This is a genomic window from Paraburkholderia solitsugae, from assembly GCF_013177695.1.
GTDB classification, from domain to species: Bacteria; Pseudomonadota; Gammaproteobacteria; order Burkholderiales; family Burkholderiaceae; genus Paraburkholderia; species Paraburkholderia solitsugae.
Window position 1 is genome coordinate 18,472 of sequence record NZ_WOEY01000105.1, and the last position, 24,307, is coordinate 42,778.

The window sequence follows — 24,307 nt, forward strand, 5'->3', positions numbered from 1 at the left end:
TTCAGGCAACCAGAAGGTCGATGGATGCGCCTTCGCGACGACTTCTGCGTCGTCAAGCTCCCAACCGTCCCCCTCGATCTGTGCAAGTGCCATACGCCTTTTCCTATTCGCCCTTGAACCGGTAATCAGGGTGCGTCGGCACGTATCGCTTCCACGCTTCAATCCAGTCCGTTGCCATTTCTCGTTGCGCTTGCTTCAGCGAAATTTCTTCATTACAGACCATCTTGTAAAGCACAAACTCAAGCTGATCTTTCTTATCAGCACTCCACTCGCTATTGCGTGGCTGCGGCCACAAGTTGCGTTCGTCGGTGGGTGCGCCGCCAATAGAAAGAGCCACAAGATGGTCTTCCTCGTAGTCGCGCGCCTTACGGTCAGCGTAGCCGAACTGCTCGATCTGGCGCTTCTTCAGAGCGTTTGTGTAGTACGCCGGAGGCCGGATTGCCTTGGTGTAACCCTTAACGCACACCGTCTGATGAATATTGGCTTGAGTTACGTCGGGGTTAATCGCGCCGGGGGTGAACCGCGAATCTGGAAGATCCCCTGCACGCGCAGTTGCCGCAACAAACGTGAACATTGCCGTTAAGACGACTTTATGGAGTGAATGGTTCGGCATCCGTGGCTTTTCCGATTCCTTTACCACTTCCGTTGGTACAGCTTTGATGAGTTCGTAAGGATCCATTTTCGCCTCACTTCGTGATCTGCTGTCTTTGTTCCCTTTTCCTCGGTATGTCAGGCCGCCGCTGATTACTCTGCGCCTGGCGCTTCCTTGTCCAGTTCGTTGTAGCCCTCGGCGGGGTCATCGCCGATTACATCCTCAAATTCGAGCGATTCGGGGAAGACGTCAAGCGCCGCCTCGGTTAATTCCTCGGCCAATGCGCTGATCGAATCGATCCATTCCTTCGTCGCGATTCCCTTGTCGCCGTTCTGCCAGTTCGCCGACCTATCATCGAATTCATCTTCAAGCTCACGATGCACGTCATCGAGCATGCCCCGCGCCGCATCAACCTTTTCGTTATATTCGTCCACGTCTAGTTCCAGCTTCGCACGTGCAGCCGCAACCGCCTCATTGAACACACGCACAGACTCTTCCAACGTGCTCCGCTGCGCCGTCAGTTCGCCGAACGCTGCATCGATGCGCTTCTGATCGGCGACTTTGATCTTGAATGCCATGCTTGTCCTCTTTCGTGATACCCGAGTCCTGCTGCTGGGCGGCGTCATTTAACTCACGATCGCCGAGGCTTTTCCATGCTCCAGATTCACGCTCTACTGCTTCTGCCAGCCCATGCGTCCATAAGCTGCTGCGCAATCGTCAATCTCGTGTTGAGCGATGATCGGAAAAATCCCTGGCGTCGTTGCATTGCATTGAGCCACTTGACCCGTCTTGGGGTCACGAAAAACCGCCGGTGATGCACATCCGGCAAGCATCAGCGCGACAACGATGATTGATCGATTCATTTTTTCCCTGTCGATGGTAGGTTTCGTGCTGCTACGACGATTCTGCCTCGGGTTTCCGTGCGTCACGCGCGTGGCAATCGCGTCACTCCTGAGTCGCTGTATAGCAACTCGGCGCCGTTTTTGCTGGTGAGGTGCCTTGCCAACAACGCTTCATTTCGCCCGTGTTCGTATCTAATCTCCACGCATTGCCGCCGCTATCCACAGCCAGTTGATAGTGGCCTGCTGCCGTGGGCGAAGCATCACGCGATGCTTGGCCGCAGCCAATTAGGATCAGGGATAGCGCAATAGGGATGAGTTTCATATGGATTTTCCTACGCGTTGTACGGCGTCGCGACGCGGGTCAGTTGTTCGGTCTACCTCGCATTCGCCCGCGCCTCTAAAAGCCGCGTTGCACCGACAGCGATCTTGTCCAATGGATGAGCGCTGCAATAGTTGTCCATCCATCCCAAAACAGCCTCGGAGTCTAGGCCGTCCAGAAGGTCCCTATCGAGTGCGCTAGCTGCACCCGACATAAAGCCGAGAACCCAGTTTCCCGCAGATAGCCATTGCGTCGATGACTTTCGTTCAGCCGTCCATGTCCCGCATGTAGATCCAACTCCTTTGCCGAACTGTTGGATGGTGTCGCCGGCGTGGGCATTGTTTACCATACAGAAAAGGAAAGCGACCAGCGAAACAGCCAGTGTCTTCGGTTTCATTGTCCTTGGTTTCCCCGTTGAGAATTCAGCAGACAGCTTGACGGCAACCTAACTGCCCGCTCTGTCTTCGTTCATGTGTGACGCGCGTGTTTTCCTTGTTGCACGGCCTAGGCCGCTTTTCCCTCTTCTCAGTGGAAAAATGACTTGATCTCGGTTGCGGCACCTACGCAAATTAAAAACATCGGTGTCCAGAAAACGATCAGCAAGACGATAAACAGCGGCCACAGTCGAGTGGCAATAAAGCCAAGGATTGCAGCCGGGACCCAGCCGAAACCGAAACCAAGAAGGAAGCCGTATCTGAGCGAGCAATAGGCCCAAGCCGTTAAGAGCACCAGACCGCCGATGACATTGCCAACTGCTTCGTAGGCAGGCCTTATACCGTTGTAAAGGTTCGTCAGGTCGCCAATCGTCCTTTTGCGTTCGCGCGCAAGTGTGGAGTCGCGCACCTGTTCGAGAGTTAGCTCGCCGCGGGCGTACGCTTCTAGGTCTGCGACCACACCCATGTCGAGCTGTTGCGTAGCAATGGCGTTGTCGACGGTGAGCCGCCGCTCAAGCCGCTCCTGCTCGGTAATCTGCTCGCTCATTGTTCGCTTTTCCGTTATGCGGCTGGTTGGCCGCAATTCGCACCGTACGCGTATTCAGCCGGTGGTAGTTGGCTAACCAAAAGCGCCTTCTCAGCGGCTGTGAGAGCAAGTCGAAGCCATCCGGCGCGCTGCGCCGCGCGTGCATAGTCAAGCTCACGTTGCTCCCACGGGCCAAGTGCACCCTCTCGCGAGTCTTTGATCGCCTGTTGGCATTGCTCGATCAGCGTAGCAACTTCGCCCCCGTGACCCGCATGGTCGTCCGCGATGCGCTCGAAACAATCTGCGATAGCCTTCAACAAGTCGCGATACATGGTCTCGTCCTCTTCCTAGATGGGATCGTTGGGCAGCCACATGAGCGCTCCATCACTCTGATTGCCAGCGATCGTCGTCCAACTCCGACCCTACTCATCGATAGCTACGCAGCCCGGTTGCCATTGCTCCCGATTGCGCAGTTCGTTGACCCAGCTTTGCACCTCACCATGGAACAGCACGATCACACCACCTCGCCCGGCGTACCCGTTTTGCTCTCGCCAACGGCGCGCGATTTCGAGGAGTGTCATACGGCCTTCTCCTACGTATCTTGCCGAGGCTCGATCCGGCCTTTCTTGCCGACAGCGAGGCCGAGTTGCCAAAGCACATCCACTACGATCCGCTCGAAGACCGCTACTGCTACGTCGAACGCGTTTTGCGCAGCAGCTTCATCGCAAGCGTGACCTTTGTGAATGATGTCGTTTCTAAGACCTTGAACGCGTCGGCTTTCGTCGATGAGTGCGACTGTAGCGCCTTCTCGACTGACCGTTGCTATGTCTAGGTTAGCGAGTTCCTTAAAGAGGCGCGACAGTAGGTCTCGGTAGCGGTCAAAACCCGTTTGCCCAACGGCGTGCTTCACGATGATGTCCGCTAGTCCCTCGTTGTGGACAAGGCCATAGACGATGGGCTGCAAAAGCGTGGCCTTGAGGAGTAACTCGATCGTCGTGGCGCAAAACACGACAGTTGCTGAATGATGTCCGTTATCCTTGAGCCGGTTCGCCTCTTGGAGGGCATCGACGGCGGGGCGCATAACCATTGGATTGGCTAGATAGTACGAACTCAAGCGATCCGCTGTGAATTCACCGATCGCCTGGGTGCGATGCTCCGGATACAGCTCATCACCGATAAGCTCGTACATTTCATCCATCGCCGCATCGTGCTCGTCGTAGCTCATGGCTTTCCCCGTCGTTTTCCTACTCAGCCAGGTCCGTAGGCAGCGTCGCCACGATCACCTCATGATCAGCCAACAACGGCGAATGCTTATGGCGAATCATGGCTTGCAGATATGCGATTCGCATATGCCCTTCGATAAGCTGATATGGTTCTCGAAAGTAAGCATTACTTTCCCTCGGGTGGCAGTATCGCCCGCCAGCCCGCGCGATAATGATCGGCGTGGGCGTAGTGCCCAATTCCAACATCGTGCGACCAAGCCAAGTGGTGCGCCTATGAGGCTGATCGAAGAGATCATCGCCCCAAAACCTTAGGATTTCCGGCCACCTCCGCACATGTCCTACAGTGAGAATCTCGGCAGAGCTCATCCGTGTAACCTCATAGCACCAATCGAGCGGCCGAAGCCCTAGCCACAACTGAAACTCTCGCCAATGACGATAGACCCAAGTTTCGACAACAGGCGAAGGAACGTGCGCATATTCCTCGGGCCACCGTCGATAGTATTGCTCGAACGGCTCAACTTCGAACGTGCCCCAATCTTTCGGTGCCGGAATTTTCGGTGGCTGAATGCTGATTATCATGTATGGCCGTTTCCCGTTTTCCGTCCTCTTCTAGGCTCGACTGCTATTTCAACGCTTTCCAATGGCTTTGGCCGCCCAAGCACGGGCGACGCTAACGATCTTCGGCATACGTTCCGCCCTCTCTGCGCGGCGCTCAGTGACGATCTCAGTACACGTATCTATGCATTCATCGCAAATCGCTGCATCCGCAATCCCTCGGACGAGCAGTGCAGCAACATGCTGGCTGTTCCCGCAAAAGTCGCAAAGCAGAACGTCGTTGGCGCTTTTCATCGTAGACCGTGCGTTTTCCGATTTCGATAGAGCTTCTTTTGGTACCGAATGCCCTCGGGATCTTATTGTATGCCCGTTGACTCAGTATTCAGGAGCGTGCCTGCCTTGTCATCGGAGCTGCCAGAGCAGCCAGTTGAAAGAGTCGCTTATCTCTGTCGTCCAAAGGATCCCCGTGATAAAGCTTTTCGACGAGATCGAGGAGGTCAGATACGGCTCCATGTTCGACGCCAGCTTCCTCGAGTCGGCGAATTTCCTTTGCCTCCTCGTCCTCCATCCGCAGGGCGCTGCGCTGCACTGGTACGTCAGCTTGCGATTCGCGAATGCCTTCCTGAAGGTGCGGCAGCAACTTCGCGGCGTCCTCGGATAGTCCCGTGTTCGGCACCGCGATTTCTATTAGGGCGGCTAGCTGGTGTCGGAACCACTCTGTGTCGGTGCCGGTGGGCAGTGCGTGGACGTGGCCAATATATTCAACAGCGTCCGCTATCACGTCATCGTGCTCTCGCTGTTTGCGCACGAAGTCCTGATGCTCTTCCGCGATCGCCTGGAATTTCCGCGCGAGCGTCTCCACGATGTCGCTCGAGGTCGCACCGTTGCGCCATAACACATTGCGGGCAACCGCAATGCAGGCACGGTGCAGTGGCGTATTTTGTGTCATTCCGGTTCACTCACTGGTACTTTTGACCGGCACGCGGTCCAACATTGCGATGAGGTCTTCTTTCGAAAGCACGAGTTCACACAGCTTGCGTGGCTGATCGTCTTCGCCAAGGGTCATCACATCGATGCACATCAGAGTTCCGCTTGTAAATGCGGTAGCAGTATCGGGAAACTGAAGCCACCGACTCGACACCTCACATCGAACCATTCCAGTGTTGAGGTCGAGTCGCTTACGATTTGCTGTAGGGCGCGGAAATCGCCTAATGTTGTCGTTCATTGCTTTTCCTAGGCGATGAGTACTTCAGCTGGAATCTTCAACTCGCGATTCAGACGGCGAATCATGGCAAGGCTTAGCCCGCGCTTCCGATTGAGCACTTCGTAGACTCTGTTCAGGTTGCCAAGATACGGCTGCATGTCGCTGGCAGACAGTCCGGCCTGCTCCATGCGGAACTTAATGGCCTCAATGGGATCGGGAAGATCGAGCGGAAAGTGCTCAGCTTCATAACGCTCCACCAGGGTGGCCAACACCTCCAAACGGTCTCCTTCCGGAGTGCCGGGAGCCGGGTCGGCGTCGACCAGGCCAGATACTGTCTGCAAGGCTTCTTTGTAATCGTGTTCGTTGTGAATTGGACGGATTTCCATCTTGGTCACTCCAGTTCTACGGTTTCAGCATCAATCCTGTCGTACTCACCATGCGTTCCGACGAACTTGATGTAGACGACCCCGATGCGATACGCGACCGCAACAATCAGCCTGTAGTCGTTTCCCTTGATGTTGAATACCACACGGTTTCGGCCAACAAAGCTCGCGGTCGCATATCTGGCCTTTATGTCCTGCGGCGTCATCCAGACGGCCTTTACCGCTTCCTCATGCCATGCCAGCAGCGACTGCCGCGCGATCGGATGCTTGTCGCAGAATGCCAGGAGGACTTTTTTCGCAATGATTCGCATCGATGCATCTTAGTCCCATTTTGGGACTAAGGCAAGTGTCAAACCTCGGTCACGGTCCTTGAACTCGGAACACCCGCCGTTTCGACCTCTATTCCGAGCAGGTTTGCGAACATATGGCCGAAAATCGCTTCGCGCCCCATACGAAGTCCGCGTTCCTCGGAAAAAGCGCGGGGCAATGGTTTTGCACGGAATGGCTGAAGCAACGCTAGAGCGACCGCACGCGGCGTGATCCCCGCAGTTCCTTCCCGGGGTCAAGAAAACGGGATCAGTTGCCGTTAAAACCGGATTGGACAACCTGAGCGTCTGGCGCGCGGTCCTTGCGGGCCGAATCGCTCATCACAATGGAATCGAGGAATAAAGGATGCAAATGAAGAAAGTTCTGTTGGCACTCACAGCCTGCGTGACAGTATCGGCGGCATTTGCGCAGACTCCAGGCGGAATCCGTCAAGCGGTCTCGCCAGATCACTACCAGGCAATGCCGCCCTCGGAGCGGCAGACCTACGTGGCCGGCGTACTGGACGCGGATCGCGTGTTTTTCCAGCAGACGCAACCAGTGTTCGCGGCGTGTCTGAACGGCGTCACGCTAGCCCAGGCGACGGACGTCGTCGATAAGAGCCTCCCGACCCTGAAGCCCGAATTGCGGTCGTCGATGCCGCTCGCGGTTCACAACGCGCTGATTGTAGCCTGCGATCGCAGTGGCTATAAGGTGCAATGAACGTGGCACGCGTCACGCCCGGTGTCGCTCATTTAGCATTCGGAAACGGCCTGAACAGACAGAGAACAGCTGGCATAATTCTGCCTCTCAGGTTCTGCTACGGCCCTCGGAATTGGCAGAACTTTTAACCGACCCTGACAGGTCGGTTTTTTTTTGCCGGCTCGCCAAGCACTGCCGTCTGACGGTACGCATACCTCCTTCGATTATTCGCCCGTGTTCTTCATCACGGTGGGCAACGTTTTTTCATGGAGGCAACGATGCTTAAGATTTGCGTGGTATCCGCATGTGTGGTGGCAGCGACTGGCCAAGTATTACCACAGCGACGGATCCGTCCAGATGCTAATCGCCGAGACAGAGCACGCGCGTGCCTTCGTTTTACGCGTCGAAGACCTGCGCCTTGTAATTGAGCGGTGTTGGCGTGCCGAAACGGATTGCGCCTGAACGACATTCGCTACGCGTTACAAACGCTTCGCATCCACAGCAGTGCCCGTGCGGTCAGCAGACGGTCGCAGGACCGCGAACTGTTGTTCGAGGAAGGCTCCCAGCTTGACCTTGCCGTTCTCGTCGCGTTCGCAAAAGTAATAGATGACGCAGTGAACTGCGGCAAGCATGGCCGGGCCAAGAATCAGGCCATCGGCCAGACCGGCGCCGCCGACGGTTGCGGTCCCGTTCGCCGCGTGGCAAATGTGCCCGAGATAGACGTCGACCGGAAAGCCCGCGATGAACGTGAGTGCAAAGATCGCCGCGGCCGGGAAGTCCCGGTTGCGCCCGCGAGCCCGCGGAAGCCACAACGCGAGGCACAGGAGGATAGCCCCAGGTACGACATGGACAGCGTTGCTGTCGCAGTAAGAGGAAAACGTCGAGATCAGCAGCGACAGGATGAACGCGACGCCGTTAAAGCAGCCCAGCGATCTGACACTGCGCGGCAGGTAAAGCAGCGACACGGCAAGCGGAAGGACGCCTCCGATAGCATCGATCGAGATGCTATTCATGGGCGCACTCCGCTGTCATCCCATCGTTCATGTTCCCTTCGCCCGAGAGAAGCAGGGATGAATTCCGCCGCCCGAAGCGCGCGCTTCAGTGCTCGGCGTCCGCGGCGAGCGCAGACTGAGGATTCCAGCCGGCCTCCATCAGCGCTATGGCCGGGTCGCCGGTCAGCGCCGTGTCGATCAGGTCCCAGCGATCCTCATACCCTTCGACGCTCCAGTGGTATGGCCGCGTCAGCGGCGGGATGCTGACGGCGCGCACCGGATTGTCCCGATGCGCCCTGCCGCCCTTGCCCGGGGTTGCCAACCACTTCACATGCGTACTCGCGACGTTGGCGGCCATGTCGGCGGAAGGGACGATGAAGTAACGGAAGCGCTCCGCTGAGTCGGCCGGCGGAATGCCAGCGAGGATCCAGAAAAAGTTGGGACCAAACGCACGCTCAGCCTTCAGGCCGACGTTGCAGGTTACGGTTCCGGGCACGAAGGTCTTGACCTGCACATGAACGAACTTCGTGCCCGCCCGGTTACTGCACAGAACGTCGGTGTTGGGGGTGTTGCCCAGCGTGACCACCGCGGCATACCCACGCCGACACAACTCGCCCGCCACAAAAAACTGGCTGGCGTTGCCCCTGAATGATTTATCTTTTTCGGTCGTCATCTGGTCGACGGCATTGGCCGCCCGTTTTTGGTTTGGCAGTCTGCACACCGGCGACTATCTTAAACCGGTACACCGGCTCGTTGCGCTGGCATTGCAGAATCTTCACGAGAACCGGGCTTGACCGCCGCACCACACACCTGACTCAGGCGCTTTCCTCGAGCGGGGTGTAGCCAGCACATCCCGCCTACACGGAGAGTTGCTGTCATGCCCGATTTTTTCCCCGCAGCGTAGGGGCGGGAGGTATCGCGTGCATCCCACACCCTTCAGTCGTTGGCGGACCGGCTGGACCAGCCGTAGACTAGGCCATGGCTGCCCGCTCCGACAGGACCCGCCCCCCGCTCGCCCGCTACCAACAGAACCGTGACTTCAAGGTCACGCCCGAGCCTGCGCCACAGGTTCCCAGCCCCTCAACGCCCGTCAAAGGTCTCTCCTTCGTTATCCAGAAGCACTGGGCACGCCGGCTTCACTACGACTTTCGTCTCGAACTCGACGGTGTCCTGCTCAGTTGGGCTGTCCCCAAGGGGCCGAGCTACGACCCCAAGGAAAAGCGGATGGCGATTCACGTCGAGGACCACCCGGTCAGTTACGCAGACTTTGAAGGCACCATCCCGCCGAAACAGTATGGCGCTGGCACCGTCATTGTTTGGGACCGCGGCACCTGGGAGCCGGTTGGAGACCCGCATGACGGGATGAAGGCCGGGAAACTCGTTTTCAGGCTCCACGGGGAAAAGCTCGCGGGGCTGTGGGAGCTGGTGCGCATCTCCAGGCCTGAAGACAGGCAGGACCAATGGATGCTCTTCAAGAAGCGTGACGAATGGGCTCAACCGCTCGCGCAATACGATGTCATCAAGGCGCTGCCCGACAGCGTCGCCGGCAAGCCGCTTGGCCTCGTCGAGGAGCGCGCGCCTGGAGCGACTGCCGGGATGTCACCCGTGACGGAGCCAGAGATCGACCTGTCACTTGCCGTCAACTCCGACCTGCCCGCGACGCTGGAGCCCCAGCTTGCCACCCTGGCGACATCCCTGCCGAAAGATGACGGCTGGGTAGTGGAGACGAAGTTCGACGGCTATCGCATGATGGCGCGCATCGACAGGGGACGCGCCCGCCTGTTCACGAGAGGCGGCCACGACTGGACCAGTAAGCTGAAGCGTCTTGCCTCGGACGTCGAAAAACTTGGAATCACAGAGGCCTGGCTGGATGGAGAGCTGGTGGTGCTCAAGGACGGACTCCCTGACTTCAATGCGCTCCAGAATGCCATCACCGGGCCCCGCAATGAAAACATCGTGTACTTCCTTTTCGACGTCCCTTACTGGGACGGCCAGGACCTCCGGAAGGTGCCCCTGACCTCCCGGCGAGCACTCCTCGAGCAGCTTATCGGCGAGCCCACCGAGCGGATTCGGATCAGCCAGCATTTCGACGCACCGCCGGCGCAGGTGTTTCAGGCCGCGTGTGACCTGGGCCTGGAGGGCCTGATGTTCAAGCGGCGCGACGCGCCTTACGTTTCGACGCGGACTCAGACCTGGCTAAAGGCAAAATGCAGGCTCCGCCAGGAGTTCGTCATCTGTGGTTTCACCAGTCGAAGTGCGGCATCACAGGAGGTCGGGAGCCTGCTGCTGGGATACCACGTGGATGGCAGGCTCCGCCATGCCGGCAGCGTCGGCACAGGTTGGGATGCCAGGACTGCCCGAGACCTGTGGACCCGCCTGACCGCAGTTGAAGTGCCGTCTGCGCCATTCGACGCCAAAGCGGTCAAACCAGGGCGGCGGACCACGCGCACTGCGGGCAACGCGCATTGGGTCCAGCCATTGCTGGTGGCAGAGGTCGCGTTCGCCGAGTGGACGCGTGACGGTCACGTGCGACACGCCTCGTTCAAGGGTTTGCGCACCGACAAGCCGGCAGGCGATATCACCCGGGAAGCCGCCAGGACTGCAGCCGCGGCGCCAGCGGCAAACCCGGTCAAGATAACGAACCCTGACCGGGTCATCGACCCGATGGCCGGCATCACCAAACTCGATCTGGTCCGGTACTACGAAAGCGTCGCTGACTGGATGCTGCCCCACCTGAAGGACCGCCCACTCTCGATGGTGCGCGCGCCCAACGGCATCACCGAAGAACTGTTTTTTCAGAAACATCCGGAGACCAGGATGCCCGGGCTCAAGGAACACGAAGCGAACGTGTGGCCGGGACACGGCGCCCTGCTGACCGTCGACACCCTGGACGCACTCGTTTCGGCCGCCCAGATGAACGTCGTTGAATTCCACGTATGGAATTCAACGGTCAAGCGCCTCGACAAGCCTGACCGGGTCATCTTCGACCTGGACCCCGGCGAAGGTTTGAAGTGGCTCGAGGTGCAGGAGGCGGCACTCCTTGTCCACACGCTGCTGACCGAACTCGGGCTTAAGGCCTGGCTGAAGACCAGCGGCGGCAAGGGCTTGCACATTGTGGTGCCACTGGCGCCGCGGCTCGACTATGAGGCCGTCAAGGGTTTCTCCAGGGCCTTTGTACAGCATCTGGTCCGCACCATTCCCGAGCGATTCACTGCAAAGTCGGGCCTTTCAAATCGTCAGGGAAAGGTGTTTGTCGACTACCTGCGCAACGGGATGGGCCAGACGACCGTGGCCGCATTTTCTGCCCGGGCCCGGCCGGGCATGGGGGTGTCCATGCCCGTGACCTGGGAGCAACTTATGTCGCTGAAAAGTGGGTTGCAGTGGACCGTGGCCACAGCGCGCGAGTACCTCAGCTTCCAGACCGAAGACCCCTGGCATGATTACTGGTCGACCCGGCAGCTGTTGACGGCAGCGATGAAAAGGCTAAGCTGAGTCGCACGAGCACGAGTGCCTGCCCTGGTTGCTGCCCCGCCCACCACCTGTTGTGTGGAGGATGTCATGCCTGGACGTTCTATCGCATCGCTGTCGCTTTCCTTCGGTCTGGTGTCCATTCCAGTCAAGCTTTACAGCGCCACCGAGAGCGAAACCGCCGTCAAGTTCAACTACATGTGCAAGGACGGCTCCCGCGCAAAACAACAGTACGTCTCGGAGAGGACCGGGCAGGTCGTGGAGCGTGCGGATTTGCAGAAGGGATATGAGTTTGAGAAGGACCGGTTTGTTGTGTTTTCTTCAGACGAACTGAAGGCGCTCGAAGAGGGCGGAAGTCACGTGGTTGAAATCGTGGCCTTCATTCCGGAGAAAACCGTCGACCCTCTGTACTACGACAAGGCCTATTTCGTGGCTCCGGACAAGCGAGGCGGAAAGCCGTACAACCTGCTCAGGGAAGCCATGCTCAGGAGCGGTCGCTGCGCGGTGGCCAGATGGGCCTCCAGGGGCAAGACGCATATGGTGCAGGTTCGTCCCACCGAAGACGGCCTGGTCTTTCAGCAGCTGCTCTTTGCCGACGAGGTGCGCTCATTGAAGGACTTGCACATCGAGCAAGCCGAGATTTCTGAGCCTGAGCTTAAATTGGCATTACAGCTCATCGACCAGATTGCCGAGGAGAACTACGACCCGACGCAGTACGAAGACGAGGAAAAGAAGCGCGTTCTCAAAGCGATCGACGAGAAGATTGCCGGCAGGCAGATTGTTACGCCCGAACAAGTGGAAGTGTCCGCTACCGGGCAGGTCATCGACCTGATGGATGCGCTGCGCGCGAGCCTGGCCAAAGGCGGCAAGGTCAGGCCGCCTGCCACCAGGGCCAGGGCTTCTGCCGGAGATGTCGAGGCCCTTGCCCCGAAGGGGCGTAAGGGCGTCAAGCGCGCCGAGAAGGCTGAGGAACCATCTGCTCGGGTACGGGCCCGGAAGTGACGCGCCACGCTTTGGAGCATCACTACTCTCTGCGCAGTCTCCAGTCCCTGCTTGGTATATCGCGCAGAGTTTTGACCGGCCTGGTCGAAGCCGGCTTTGTGACCCCTGCCCGCGGCCCCCGGAACGAACTGCGCTACAGCTTTCACGATGCTGTCCTGCTGCGTACCGCCTATCAGCTCCAGACGGCCAACATTCCTTCGCGCAAGATATTGCGGTCATTGACGCGCCTCAAGGCTTCGCTCCCGGAGGAACTGCCCTTGACCGGGATTCGAATTACCGCCGTTGGCAACACAATTGCTGTGCGGTTAGGTCCCGACCAATGGGAAGCTGAGTCGGGGCAGTTGCTGCTCGACTTTGAGGTCGCTCCCCTGAAAGGTGACGTTGCGTTTCTGGACAGCTTCCCTCGCAGCGCAAAGGACGCTCACATCAAGGCCGAGGAGTGGTTTGAGCTAGGTGAGCAACTGACTGCCACGGACCGACAGGGGGCCGAGCATGCTTATCGGAAAGTCGTGGAGTTGCTGCCTGTGGCGCACTACGGCGCTTACACCAACCTGGGCGTTCTCCTGTGTGAAGAGGGACGCTGCGAAGAAGCGCTGGCAGTGTTTGACAGGGCTTTGGAATACTTCCCGGACGACTGCCAGCTTCACTTCAACCGCGCCGTTGCGCTGGAGGAGCTAGATTGCGCCGAGGATGCGCTGAATGGCTACGGCAAGTGCCTCGCGATTGAGCCAGACTACGCGGATGCACACTACAACCTTGCAAGACTCAAGGAACTTCGAGGGGACAAGCAAGGCGCGCTCCGACACTACAACGCGTACCGTCGTATCCAGGGCGCTTGATAGACGGTGGTCTAATAAGGCTCCGGTGCCGGAAGATGCTGCAAAGCTGCCGTCAGGTTAGTGACTCCGGATGGCGGCGCAAGCGCCAGAGATTTCCCGAATGCATAAAAAAAGCCGCAGACATTGCTGCGGCGCGAACACACACGCCGCGCACGGGGCGCTGGCGTTGGCTCCATCCTACACATCCGTGTTTCTGAAGCAATCAGGTATCTCGTCTGAATATTTGCGGGAGGCCGCATTGCCGCCTCTGCCCTGGGGCGGCCTTATGTCAATCGCTGACGCAGGCGTTGCAGAATTGCGACAGAGCCAGTCGCGAAAGATGATCTTGCGCCCGCCTGAACGGCCTGCGGGCAACCGGCCGTGGCCTCCGGAGCACCTCCTTTTACATTTTTCCGGGATAAGCGCTACACTAGACACTGTATATCCATACAGTGTTCTTGCCCCATGAGCGCCCTGCCGCGTCACCCCGAAGAAATCCACCCTGGTCTATGGCGAGCTTCGCAGCTGGCCGCCGGCTTCGATCGGGTGGTGTCGTGCGGCCACGCCGCGCTGGCCGCCGAGCTGCCGGGCGGCGGCTGGCCCGCGGGCGCGCTCACCGAAGTGCTCACACCGCAGCCTGGCTGCGGTGAACTGCGTCTGCTGCAGCCCGCACTGGCGACCGTCGGATCCCGCCCCTTGCTCCTGCTGCAGCCGCCGCATCGGCTACAACCCGCCGGACTGGCGTGGCTGGGCGTTCCCGCACGACAGGCCTGCGTGTTGCGCGCACCACGTACGGCTGATGCGCTGTGGGCCGCCGAGCAGATCCTGCGTGCCGGCACCTGCGGCGCCCTGCTCTTCTGGCAGGCCGAAGTGCGGCAGGAGGCGCTCCGGCGCCTGCATCTGGCCGCGCAGGCCTCGGACACGCTGCTGTTCCTGTTTCGCCCACTCGCGGCCGCCCAGGCGACGTCGCCAGCGCCGCTGCGGCTTGCGCTGCGAGCCGCCAGGGGCGGTATTGAAGTGACGTTCGTCAAACGCCGCGGACCGCAGCGCGACGAACCCGTTTTCGTTCCTCTCGTACCTTCACCTGCACTTTTGAGCCGATATGCAACTCTGGATCGGCGTACATCTGCCGCACCTCGCCCTCGAGTCGTTTCTCCCGCGCTGGTCGACGCCACGCCATGAGGCCGGGTTTGTCGTGCTGGAGAAGGACCGCGTTGTCGCGCTCGACCGCGCGGCGCACTCGGCCGGGATCGTGCCCGGCATGCGCCGCGGTGGCGTATTGACGCTCGCCCCCGACGCGGTCATCCGGGAACGTGATCTCACCCGTGAAGCGGAGCTTGTTCGTGGCGTGGCGTTCGCCCTGCTGCAGTTCACCCCCCACGTGGTGCTGGCGGAGGAATCGGTCGTACTGGCCGACGTCTCGGCAAGCCTGCGCCTCTTCGGTGGCATCCGGCCACTGCGCCGGCGGGCGGGTGAAACGGTGACCGCGTTCGGCGTGACCGCGACACTTGCCGTTGCCCCTACAGGGCAGTCCGCGTGGCTCTTCGCCCGGTCATCGGCTGGCATCGCGCTCACGTTGCGCTCCGTCGACCGTACGCTGCGTCGCGTGCCGCTACCTGCCCTGCCGCCTGCGCGCCCCTACGCCGAATGGTTCGACGGACTGGGATGCGAAACGGTCGACGACGTCCGGCGATTACCCCGCGCAGGCCTCAGGAAGCGCTGCGGCACGGCCCTGCTGGATGCGCTCGATCGCGCGACGGGCGCGGCGCCGGAAGTATACGAATGGCTGGAGTTACCCCCCGCCTTCAGCGCGCGGCTCGAGTTGCCCGACCGGATCGAGCATGCGGAAGCCGTGCTGTTCGCGGCGCGGCGGCTGATCCTGCAGATGACCGGCTGGCTGTCGGCGCGACAGCTGGCGATCGCGCGGTTTGTACTTGAGCTCGAGCATGAACGCGGCCGCGCGGCGGTGCCGCCGACGGCAATCGAAATCGCGCTTGGCGAACCGACGTCACGCGAGGAACACCTCGTGCGCCTGCTGAAAGAACGGCTGGGCCGCGTCGAACTGGTCGCGCCGGTCATCGCCGTTCGCCTCGATGCAAAGGACGTCCGCGAAGCGGACGCGCCGAGCGAATCGCTGTTCCCGGAGCCCGGCGGCTCGCCGCACGATCACGCGCGCCTGATGGAGCTGCTCGTCGCCCGGCTCGGCGCGCAGAACGTGCTCAAGGCGGCTCCGGTTGCCGACCACCGCCCGGAAGTCGCCGCACGCTGGCTTCCCATCGGCGAGACCGCCAGGCCCACGTTGCCGCCGCCCAATCTTCCGCGGCCCACCTGGCTTCTGGACAACCCGGTGCAGCTCATCATGCGCGGCCACCGCCCGTTCTACGGCACGCCGCTGCGCATGGTCTCGCCGGGCGAACGGATCGAGGTCGGCTGGCAGGATGGGCACCCGGTGACGCGAGACTATTTTGTCGCGGAGTCCGACGACGCGGTGCACTACTGGGTCTTTCGGGAGCGCGTAAGCGCCGTCGAGGAACGCGAGCCGCGCTGGTTCCTGCACGGCCTGTTCGGGTGATCGCCCATGGCGCCGACCTACGGCGCACTGCCCGACTATGCGGAGCTTCAGTGCGCGTCCAACTTTTCCTTTCTGCACGGCGCATCGCACGCCGAGGATCTCGCCGCTCGCGCCGCACAGCTCGGGTATGCCGCGCTGGCCGTCACGGACGAATGCTCGCTGGCCGGCGTCGTGCGCGCGCACGTCGAGGCGAAGAAGGCCGGGCTGCCTTTCATCGTCGGGTCGCACTTCCACCTGACCAGTGCCGACGGCTCGCCGGCCCTGTCATTCACCGCGCTGGCGATGACGCGTGAAGGCTATGGCAACCTGTCCGAGCTGATCACGCTCGGCCGCATGCGCGCACCCAAGGGCAGTTACCGGCTCGCGCCGCTGGATCTCGCGCACCCGGAGAAGCCCTTTGGACACCTGCGGGGACTGCCCGACTGCGTCGCGATCCTGTCACCGGACTACCCCGCCGATGAAGACCGACTGGATACGCAGGTCGAGTGGTTCGTCCAGACCTTCGGCGATCGCGCATGGGTCGCACTGACATTGCACGCGCGTGCAATGGACGATATTCACCGGGGCACCGTCGAACACGTCGCGGCGCGTCACGGCGTTCCCGTTGTCGCGACCGGCGCGCCCGTCATGCACGTGCGTTCGCGCAAGCCACTGCAGGACGTGCTGACGGCGATCCGGGTCGGCAGACCGGTCGCCGAATGCGGCTATGATCTCGCGCCCAACGCTGAGCAGCACCTGCGATCGCGTCTGCGGCTCGCCAACCTGTATTCCCAGCGCACGCTCGAGGAGACGCTGCGAATCGCTCGCCTGTGCACGTTTTCGCTCGACGAGCTGCGCTATGAATATCCCGACGAGCTGGTGCCGGCCGGCCATACGCCGACGAGCTACCTGAGACAGGAAACCTACATTGGCGCGCATCGCCGCTGGCCGGAAGGCGTCCCCCATCAGGTGCAACTGCAGATCGAACACGAACTCGCGCTGATCGGGGATCTGCGCTACGAGCCTTACTTTCTGACGGTCTACGACATTGTCAGGTTCGCGCGCAGCGAAGGCATCCTGTGCCAGGGGCGCGGCTCGGCGGCCAACTCGGCCGTGTGCTTTGCTCTTGGCGTGACCGAGGTGGATCCCGCGCGCTCGTCGATGCTGTTCGAGCGGTTCATCTCGAAAGAGCGAGGTGAGCCGCCCGACATCGACGTCGATTTCGAGCATCAGCGCCGCGAGGAAGTCGTGCAGTACATCTACCGCAAGTACGGGCGCGATCGCGCGGCGCTGACAGCCGCCGTGACGACATACCGCCCGCGCAGCGCGCTGCGCGAATCGGGCAAGGCGCTCGGCGTGGATCCGGCGATCGTCGATCGCGTCGCGAAGGCTTACCAATGGTTCGACTCAAGCCGCGATCTGCTCAACCGCTTCGCCGAGGCCGGTCTCGACCCTGAAGCACCGCTGATCGTGCAGTGGGCGAATTTCGCGGCGCTGCTGCTGGGCTTTCCACGACATCTGTCGCAGCACAGCGGTGGTTTCGTCATCAGCCGCGGCAAGCTGTCGAGGCTGGTGCCGATCGAGAACGCTGCGATGGCCGACCGCTCAATCATCCAGTGGGACAAGGACGATATCGAGGCACTTGGCCTGCTGAAAATCGACGTGCTCGCACTCGGCATGCTGTCAGCCATCCGTCGCGCACTCGACATCATTTCAGAAAAGCGCGGCGAGCCGTTCGAACTGCAGGACATTCCTGCCGAGGATTCAGAGACCTACAAGATGATCTGTCGCGCCGATACCGTTGGCGTATTCCAGATCGAGTCGCGCGCGCAGATGAGCATGCTGCCCCGCCTGCAGCCGCGCCGCTTTTACGATCTGGTGATCGAGGTGGCGATCGTACGTCCGGGCCCGGTGCAGGGCGGCATGGTGCATCCCTACCTGCGCCGGCGGCAGGGACTGGAGCCCGTCACCTATCCGAGTCCGCAGATGGAGCAGGCGCTTTCGCGCACGCTCGGCGTGCCGATCTTTCAGGAGCAGGTGATGCAGGTCGCGATGCTCGCGGCAGGATTCACTGCCGGCGAGGCTGACCAGTTGCGTCGCGCGATGGCTGCGTGGCGTCGCAAGGGCGGACTCGAAGCCTACTACGACCGCATCGTGAACGGGATGCTTGAGCGCGGCTACGACCGCGAATTCGCCGAGGCCATCTTTGCGCAGATCCAGGGCTTCGGCGAATATGGCTTTCCGGAAAGTCACGCGGCCAGCTTCGCGCTGCTGGTCTATGCGAGTGCATGGCTGAAGCACCATGAGCCGGTCGCGTTCCTCGTGGCGATGCTCAACAGTCAGCCGATGGGTTTCTATTCACCCTCGCAGCTCGTGCAGGATGCGAAGCGCCACGGCGTGAAGGTGCTGCCCGTCGATGTCACGCTCAGCAACTGGGATTCGGCTGTCGAAGGCAAATCGACTCGCGCGCCGGTACGCCTCGGCATGTCGCTCGTACGCGGGCTGAAGGAGGAAGCCGCCGCGCGCATCGAGCTCGCGCGCGCCGTGCGGCACTTTATCGATGTCTCCGATCTTGCACGACGCGCGCAGCTCGATCGCAAGGATCTGCAGGCGCTCGCGGCAGCCGACGCATTGAGCTCACTCGCCGGCGACCGGCGTGCAGCTTTGTGGCATGCGGTGGCTGCGGTACCTGACCGGGATCTGCTGCGCGGCGCGACTGATGACGACGCGACGCCGGTCCTCGCGCCGATGACGGAAGGCCAGGCGATCGCCAGTGATTACCGGACCCTCGGTTTGACGCTCGGCCGGCACCCGCTGGAACTGCTGCGCCCTCGCCTGATCGCCCAGCGCCTGCTGCCGGCGTCGACGCTGGCCGGATTCAGGAACGGGCAGCTCGCGCGTGCCTGCGGCATCGTGACGGTCCGGCAGCGCCCCGGCACGGCGAAGGGGGTGATGTTCGTCACGCTGGAAGATGAGACCGGACAGGTCAACGTCATCATCTGGCCGTCCCTGCAGGAAAAGCAGCGGCGCGAAGCGCTCGGCTCGTCGCTGCTTGCCGTGTACGGTGTGTGGCAGCGGGAGGGAGAGGTGCGTCACCTCGTCGCTCACCGGCTGGTCGACGTGTCCCCGCTGCTCGGCTCGCTCGTCACGTCGACGAGAAACTTCCATTAGGAACCGGCGTACCATGTTGGCGCACCGTCCTTCAAGGAGAGCGACCATGTGCTATTCAGCCCAGATCGTGGCGAACTACCGCAAGTACGTCAGGATGTTTGGCGCACATATGAGCATTCGCGAGTTCGCGCAGCTTTACTGGGAACGCGCCGAGGGCAGCAACGTCAAGATTCCGAAGGCGATGGACGCGGCGTTCTCGGCTCCGCAAACGGACGAGGAACGTCGGATCAGGGAGGCGATCGACCGGTTCAACGGCGAGCAGGCAACCAGGCTGGAGCAGGAACTGTTCAAGCAGCGCGCGCGGCTCGCCGACGCGGAACGCACACTTCAGGGCAAAACGACGAAGGCGGCCACCGAAAGCAAACGGATCGCAACCAACAAAATCGAGTCGGCGCTGCGCGGGCTCGACGATCTCCGGCGCACCGAACTGAAAGACCGCGATTCGCGAATTTTCCCCGGCAACTATGCTCCGGTGATGGTCATGGAAGACGGCAAGCGCGTCATCAAGCCGATGCGATATCACTGTCGCCCGGCTGGCAAGCCTGCGTTCTACGACAAGAAATATCCCGGACTCTACAATGCCAGGCTGGACAACCTCGAAGGCTTCTGGAAGGGACTTTTTGGGTATTCGCACGGACTTATCGTCGCGAATGCGTTCTATGAAAACGTGAAACGACATCGCCTGGAAGGGCGCGAGCTCGCCGAAGGCGAACTGGAGGAAAACGTGGTCCTGGAGTTCAAGCCGCGGCCCGCTCAGGACATGCTCGTCGCCTGCCTGTGGTCACACTGGCAAAGCCCCGGCCAGCCTGATCTGCTCTCGTTCGCGGCCATCACTGATGAGCCGCCGCCTGAAGTTGCCGCCGCCGGCCACGATCGCTGCATCATCCCGATCAAGCCGGAGCATATCGACGCGTGGCTCAATCCCGATCCACGCAATCTTGCGGCACAGTACGCGATTCTCGACGATCGCTATCGCCCTTACTACGAACATCGAATGGCGGCCTGAGCAGCACAAGTCGAGAACGACAATGGGCCGAGCCTCGGTGCACATAAGTAGGTCGGACCGTCGCCCTAACGAAAGTCCCGGTGCGGCCATGAACCGTCGTTCGCTTGTGCCGGCAATCGGACATTTAGGAGACCGCTTCGCCTGGACAACGGACCTTCGCCACCGGAGCTGAGCACTGTGCTTGCGGGTGCCCTTGGTGAAAAATCACAATGTGCGCAACCGCTCCCGCTGCAGATCGAGGTGCGGCCGCTGTCACGCCGATGACGATGAGCCGCGACGGGTCTTTATTGGGTCTAATGCGTTCTCAGTCTTCAGTAAGCCACGACTGTTCGTGTCAGGTGCCACAGAAAGTGAAAACTGTGTCAGGCAAGTGAAAAACTGCTGGCACAGATAGTGAAAACATCCGATTGCGTTTACTGGAAAAACGCATGGCATGACGTTTCCCTTCATGGGAGTTGGACAGTATCGTGGCTGAGATGACAGAAAACTACGATCGCACGGCGTCGAAGTTGATCGGGAGATTATCGGACCCTTCCGGCCCTTTTTTCCTTTAGCTCGTTTCTGCGAATGATGCCCCCAACGCGCTCCAGGGCAGCCGTTTTGGCACACTTCCATTAGCATGTCCTAGCGATGTTCCGGTCCACCTGTCTGCTTCGCAGCTTACGCCCCCCAGGAGATAACGTGGCTTCACCAATCGATGACAGGCGGCCTCATGGATAGGCCCATCCGACGGGGTTTAGTTATCGCCGGCGGCGGTGCGAAGGGCGCATACAGCTTCGGCGCCCTTAAAGCCCTCCACGAGTCCGACATTAAATTCGAAGCGGTGTCCGCGACCTCAGCGGGAGCACTGAATGCTGCGATCTGGGCGACAGGGCAGATTGAAGCCGGGGAGATATTGTGGCGCCGGGTATCACCCCACAACACGTATCAGTTTCACGGTCCTCTTCGGCTCCTTCCTCGCACGCTTGCGCAGCTTTTTCTCCAGGCCGTGATTTTATTTAACCTTGGGGCTCATCGCATCTTATTGGGGCGATTCCGAACGGAGTACCAGCAACTCGCCGAATATGCCGCAATATTTCTGGCGTGGGCCGTAGCGACGTCGGTCTTTGTACTAAATGGTGGTCTTATTGTATGGGACGACAGACTTGTTCGGATGCCGATGAGTTACGGAATACTGGCGCTCGCGGCTGTCTTTTTTTTAATCGGTTATGTGACGAAGGAATACTATTTTTTTGCAGAAAAGTTAGCGTACGGTGTGGTGCTTTCAGTCCTACTGTTACGTCTCATCGTCGTATCGGTCAGTGTCTTTCGCGCCATCGACAATGGCTACGTCCGCGGCGCCGCCTACGTGGTCTTCTCGGTCCTAGTGATCGCCTTAGGTGTAGTGCTATCCGCCTTCTTGAAATTGGTGCTCCGCATTTTGACTCGTATCACCACCTTTTCCAGCGCTCCGCTGCGGAGCACGATCGGCGAGTTCCTGCGCGATAGCACATTGACGATGCCGTGCTTCGCTGCGGTAGCTTGGAACAAGCTTGTGTACGACCCGGACAGACCGGTATGGAGGTACCACCCAAAGGGAAATACCATAGCGGGATGGTGGGCGCCAGAAGCGCAGCCGATCTGGGTTCCAGAATACATACGCGTTGACGAGGTGCCACCTGAAGCGCGTATAGATGTTTTGATGGCCTCAGCGGCGATTCCCTTCGGGGTCGTTAAGGCGATCGTTGTCAATGGAAAAGAGTATGTGGACGGCGGGCTGGCCGATAATGAGCCCATCACACCGTTGCTGCAGTTTGGCCTGGACGAGATTTGGCTCCTATCGCTCGATCCGAATGGGAAGTCAGACGACGAGCGTCGCGACGAATGCCTCGATCTGCTGCGCAGACCCCGGTTGCTCGGGTTTGATTACTCAAGGGAAGATTACGCTTTGCTCCGGACAGGCCAAACCCCATACCACCTCAATATCCAAAGTTCCCCGCCTCGGGTGATCCCCTATGACGAGATTTCGGCGTGGCCGAAGATAACCCGCCTAGCACCGTCCACAGCACTGGGCGGCGTATTCGCTTCCTTGCATTTCTCGCCGAAATATGCCGCGACGCTGATAGAAATGGGGTACCGCGATACTCTCATTGCTGTTGCGTCCCGGCGTGCAGGACCGATTGACGCGCGGAGCCCACTTATGCCCTGATAGCGCCCCTTCCGGCTAGGGGCGCATCGCGTCCGTGGCGATCACCTCGGCACTCTCAGTTTCCGTTCCACGCCCCACAACCGAAACGCGGATATCCGGATTGCGAGCGTCATGGGCCCCGTTTGGCTACCTTCGCGTTCTTCGGACCCGATAGATGCCCGCAAACCCTTGCTGTAAGCGGCTCTACGACGGTCGCCGGGAACTTTCACGTTTTGTGTCGCGACTGCCGTTTTTATTCACGATATGTGTCGAAACTCCGGCAGATACAGGACTGAATTACTGAAGAAGTTCCACAAAATCAAGGACTCGACTTCTCACGTTTTGTGGCACTGGACACCTCGCGCTCGTTGTCGCGTGCCACGGAGAGTGAAAACTGTGCCAGGTAAGTGAAAAACTACTGCGACAGTTAGTGCAAAAATCCGGGCGGCCGACATTTCCTGTGAGGACTCGGCCGTCCGACACTGTCGTTGATAGACCCGACTCGGTCGTTCGGCTCGTATCTTTCCGATGACGGCTAGCGGGGTATTTCGCTCTCAAAGTCGTCGGCGCTCAACCAACCTTGAGTTTCGCCAATTCTTGGCATCGTCCCTGTGGCTACCGATCTCATTAAATTCGGCACTGACGGTTAAGCGAACTCTGAACTATCCGCCGTTTATTTCGTTTAACCTCCAACTTTCCGCCCGCGACGACGTTTCCAACGTCAGAAGTAGTAGGCGTTGGCGCGGTCGTCACAAGCCACGACAACTTGTGATAGCGTCCTCACGGAACGCAGAGATCTGCGCTCCCACAAGACTGACTTTGAATTAGATCGCACACACCGCCACCTTGCTGGCAATGTCCGGCCGTGTGTTGTTGTGGCGTCTGCCCCCCCTTCGTGATTGGAGGCTTGGGCTGAGGACAGGTGCTGCCGCTTAGGCCAGCCTGAAGCATGTTTGCGACCACTTTGTTTTTGCTTGCGGTGCCATCTGGTTGTTCAAATGTCACAACCACGTCGCCACGCTTGAGATCGCCAATGTCACTTTTCTGATCCTCATCAATAACCTGAAAGGTGTAGGTCGAGTCATGTACCGCGAACCGACCGAAGTTCGCGCGGACCGCTACGAAGGACGCTGGATTCCCTGCCGGATTGCTGGGTGTTATTCCGGAGATCCCCCTCCGAGAGGCGCTACATTGATCCCAGAACCACATTTGCGCGGTGAATGACCCCTTATGCGGTGGCACGTCGGGATTCCAGTCCCTAATCCATACACGGACTTCGTCGGTCGTATTTGACCAGACGTGAATGTCAGCCGAATGCGTTTCTGCTTGACCTGAAAACGGTAGGTTCGCGAGTAGTGCAACTGCACAGAACATGATGATGCGCACGGTTTCTCCTCAAATTCAAAGCGCCGGTCTTTCTCAACTCTCGTCGCCTTTTAGATTTACTACTTAGAGAAGCATAGGTAAGCGAAGGAAATTAATCCGCCATTTTTACCAGTGAAAGGGCGGATCTCCGCTAAAGCGCGAGCCCTTGAAGCCGTCACCTGATAACGAAGTGTCATCCGAGATTCGTTTCGCCCCCTATGGGCGAGCGTGGTCTTGTAGCCGGAAATCTATGAAAAGTCCGTCGTAAAGGGTGGATCGAATGGCTGCGTGGGCGGATGACTTTTCTTTGACCGGCAGTACACTGCGAAAAACTCGGTGCTGCGAACGAGACCCCAAAACAATTGATGCTCGCCTTCGAGCTTGGCAAGCGCCGAATTCTGCAGGCGATAGAGCAGAAAGCGTTGCCAAGCACTGGCGAACGGATAACGCTTTCGGCAGATGATCTCTAACGTAGGGCTGGCGCGCCGCTGATAGCGGTATCGCCGCACGGGCTGCGCCACGCGGCTATGCCTCGGCGCCCATCGAGTTCGAGCCAGTCTTTGCGCAACCGATGCTTGTCGCGACCGGCAGTACACGACCCTTCTCGGACTGCCACATTCCCCGATCGAACGGCCGCTTTTAGACTCGTATGGGGCGTTCACCGGCATGTCCTGACGGTCAGAT

At 59.9% G+C, this 24,307-nt stretch carries 26 protein-coding genes; 9 read left to right on the top strand and 17 right to left on the bottom strand.

All coding sequences use genetic code 11. The annotated features are described in order from the left end of the window. Positions 1-103: 103 nt before the first annotated feature. From GNZ12_RS26780 to GNZ12_RS26840, 13 genes are all read right to left on the bottom strand, one after another. A complete protein-coding gene (locus GNZ12_RS26780) occupies positions 104-679 on the bottom strand; it encodes a hypothetical protein (RefSeq protein WP_172315210.1) in 576 nt (191 codons plus the stop codon). Between the two features lie 65 nt (positions 680-744). Then, positions 745-1,218 carry a hypothetical protein gene (locus GNZ12_RS26785; RefSeq protein WP_172315211.1) on the bottom strand — a complete coding sequence of 158 codons (474 nt, stop codon included), beginning with the start codon at positions 1,216-1,218 and terminating at the stop codon, positions 745-747. A 45-nt stretch (positions 1,219-1,263) separates the two neighbouring features. Then, positions 1,264-1,455 (bottom strand): hypothetical protein, encoded by a 192-nt coding sequence (locus GNZ12_RS26790; RefSeq protein WP_097393057.1) that lies wholly within the window; start codon positions 1,453-1,455, stop codon positions 1,264-1,266. A gap of 82 nt (positions 1,456-1,537) precedes the next feature. Continuing rightward, positions 1,538-1,756 carry a hypothetical protein gene (locus GNZ12_RS26795; RefSeq protein ID WP_172315212.1) on the bottom strand — a complete coding sequence of 73 codons (219 nt, stop codon included), beginning with the start codon at positions 1,754-1,756 and terminating at the stop codon, positions 1,538-1,540. 522 nt (positions 1,757-2,278) lie between these two features. Continuing rightward, a complete protein-coding gene (locus tag GNZ12_RS26800; RefSeq protein WP_172315213.1) occupies positions 2,279-2,734 on the bottom strand; it encodes an antitoxin VbhA family protein in 456 nt (151 codons plus the stop codon). Between the two features lie 14 nt (positions 2,735-2,748). Next, positions 2,749-3,045 carry a hypothetical protein gene (locus GNZ12_RS26805; RefSeq protein WP_172315214.1) on the bottom strand — a complete coding sequence of 99 codons (297 nt, stop codon included), beginning with the start codon at positions 3,043-3,045 and terminating at the stop codon, positions 2,749-2,751. Between the two features lie 90 nt (positions 3,046-3,135). Beyond that, entirely contained in the window at positions 3,136-3,294 is a 159-nt protein-coding gene (locus GNZ12_RS26810; RefSeq protein ID WP_235993901.1) for a hypothetical protein, read from the bottom strand. 11 nt (positions 3,295-3,305) lie between these two features. Next, complete coding sequence (locus GNZ12_RS26815) at positions 3,306-3,938, bottom strand: hypothetical protein (protein WP_172315215.1); 633 nt, start codon at positions 3,936-3,938, stop codon at positions 3,306-3,308. Positions 3,939-4,563: 625 nt separating this feature from the next. Further along, entirely contained in the window at positions 4,564-4,785 is a 222-nt protein-coding gene (locus tag GNZ12_RS45610) for a ClpX C4-type zinc finger protein (RefSeq protein ID WP_172315216.1), read from the bottom strand. Between the two features lie 88 nt (positions 4,786-4,873). Beyond that, on the bottom strand, positions 4,874-5,440 hold the full coding sequence (locus tag GNZ12_RS26825; RefSeq protein WP_172315217.1) for a hypothetical protein: 567 nt from the start codon (positions 5,438-5,440) through the stop codon (positions 4,874-4,876). A 6-nt stretch (positions 5,441-5,446) separates the two neighbouring features. Beyond that, entirely contained in the window at positions 5,447-5,716 is a 270-nt protein-coding gene (locus GNZ12_RS26830) for a hypothetical protein (RefSeq protein ID WP_172315218.1), read from the bottom strand. A gap of 8 nt (positions 5,717-5,724) precedes the next feature. Further along, positions 5,725-6,081 (bottom strand): helix-turn-helix domain-containing protein, encoded by a 357-nt coding sequence (locus GNZ12_RS26835; protein ID WP_168788769.1) that lies wholly within the window; start codon positions 6,079-6,081, stop codon positions 5,725-5,727. Positions 6,082-6,086: 5 nt separating this feature from the next. Continuing rightward, on the bottom strand, positions 6,087-6,389 hold the full coding sequence (locus GNZ12_RS26840; RefSeq protein WP_169491228.1) for a type II toxin-antitoxin system HigB family toxin: 303 nt from the start codon (positions 6,387-6,389) through the stop codon (positions 6,087-6,089). Between the two features lie 361 nt (positions 6,390-6,750). On the opposite strand from GNZ12_RS26840, the gene GNZ12_RS26845 reads away from it, so the two are divergent. Next, a complete protein-coding gene (locus GNZ12_RS26845; protein ID WP_172315219.1) occupies positions 6,751-7,104 on the top strand; it encodes a hypothetical protein in 354 nt (117 codons plus the stop codon). A gap of 458 nt (positions 7,105-7,562) precedes the next feature. On the opposite strand, the gene GNZ12_RS26850 is transcribed toward GNZ12_RS26845, so the two are convergent. Further along, positions 7,563-8,096 (bottom strand): hypothetical protein, encoded by a 534-nt coding sequence (locus GNZ12_RS26850; protein ID WP_172315220.1) that lies wholly within the window; start codon positions 8,094-8,096, stop codon positions 7,563-7,565. An 85-nt stretch (positions 8,097-8,181) separates the two neighbouring features. Further along, positions 8,182-8,748, bottom strand: coding sequence for a hypothetical protein (locus GNZ12_RS26855; protein WP_172315221.1), 567 nt, complete (start codon positions 8,746-8,748; stop codon positions 8,182-8,184). 305 nt (positions 8,749-9,053) lie between these two features. Between GNZ12_RS26855 and ligD the strand changes: the two genes are divergently transcribed. The 8 genes from ligD to GNZ12_RS26895 all read left to right on the top strand — a co-directional run bounded on the left by ligD (position 9,054) and on the right by GNZ12_RS26895 (position 22,279). Further along, positions 9,054-11,567, top strand: a complete 2,514-nt coding sequence (gene ligD, locus GNZ12_RS26860) for a DNA ligase D (RefSeq protein WP_172315222.1) — start codon at positions 9,054-9,056, stop codon at positions 11,565-11,567. A 66-nt stretch (positions 11,568-11,633) separates the two neighbouring features. Then, positions 11,634-12,545, top strand: a complete 912-nt coding sequence (gene ku, locus GNZ12_RS26865; RefSeq protein ID WP_172315223.1) for a non-homologous end joining protein Ku — start codon at positions 11,634-11,636, stop codon at positions 12,543-12,545. Continuing rightward, complete coding sequence (locus GNZ12_RS26870; RefSeq protein WP_407947735.1) at positions 12,542-13,384, top strand: tetratricopeptide repeat protein; 843 nt, start codon at positions 12,542-12,544, stop codon at positions 13,382-13,384. The genes ku and GNZ12_RS26870 overlap by 4 nt, the downstream gene beginning before the upstream one ends. Positions 13,385-13,828: 444 nt before the next feature. Next, positions 13,829-14,545 (top strand): translesion DNA synthesis-associated protein ImuA, encoded by a 717-nt coding sequence (gene imuA / locus GNZ12_RS26875; RefSeq protein ID WP_172315224.1) that lies wholly within the window; start codon positions 13,829-13,831, stop codon positions 14,543-14,545. Then, positions 14,466-15,935 carry a Y-family DNA polymerase gene (locus GNZ12_RS26880; protein ID WP_172315225.1) on the top strand — a complete coding sequence of 490 codons (1,470 nt, stop codon included), beginning with the start codon at positions 14,466-14,468 and terminating at the stop codon, positions 15,933-15,935. Before imuA ends, GNZ12_RS26880 begins: the two co-directional genes overlap by 80 nt. Before the next feature lie 6 nt (positions 15,936-15,941). Beyond that, on the top strand, positions 15,942-19,085 hold the full coding sequence (locus GNZ12_RS26885) for an error-prone DNA polymerase (protein ID WP_172315226.1): 3,144 nt from the start codon (positions 15,942-15,944) through the stop codon (positions 19,083-19,085). 46 nt (positions 19,086-19,131) lie between these two features. Further along, complete coding sequence (locus GNZ12_RS26890) at positions 19,132-20,091, top strand: SOS response-associated peptidase family protein (RefSeq protein ID WP_172315227.1); 960 nt, start codon at positions 19,132-19,134, stop codon at positions 20,089-20,091. Positions 20,092-20,803: 712 nt separating this feature from the next. Continuing rightward, positions 20,804-22,279, top strand: coding sequence for a patatin-like phospholipase family protein (locus GNZ12_RS26895; protein ID WP_172315228.1), 1,476 nt, complete (start codon positions 20,804-20,806; stop codon positions 22,277-22,279). Between the two features lie 759 nt (positions 22,280-23,038). Here the strand turns inward: GNZ12_RS26895 and GNZ12_RS26900 are convergent. Beyond that, on the bottom strand, positions 23,039-23,644 hold the full coding sequence (locus tag GNZ12_RS26900) for a hypothetical protein (protein WP_172315229.1): 606 nt from the start codon (positions 23,642-23,644) through the stop codon (positions 23,039-23,041). A gap of 227 nt (positions 23,645-23,871) precedes the next feature. Further along, positions 23,872-24,144 (bottom strand): hypothetical protein, encoded by a 273-nt coding sequence (locus GNZ12_RS26905; protein WP_172315230.1) that lies wholly within the window; start codon positions 24,142-24,144, stop codon positions 23,872-23,874. Between the last annotated feature and the right edge of the window lie 163 nt (positions 24,145-24,307).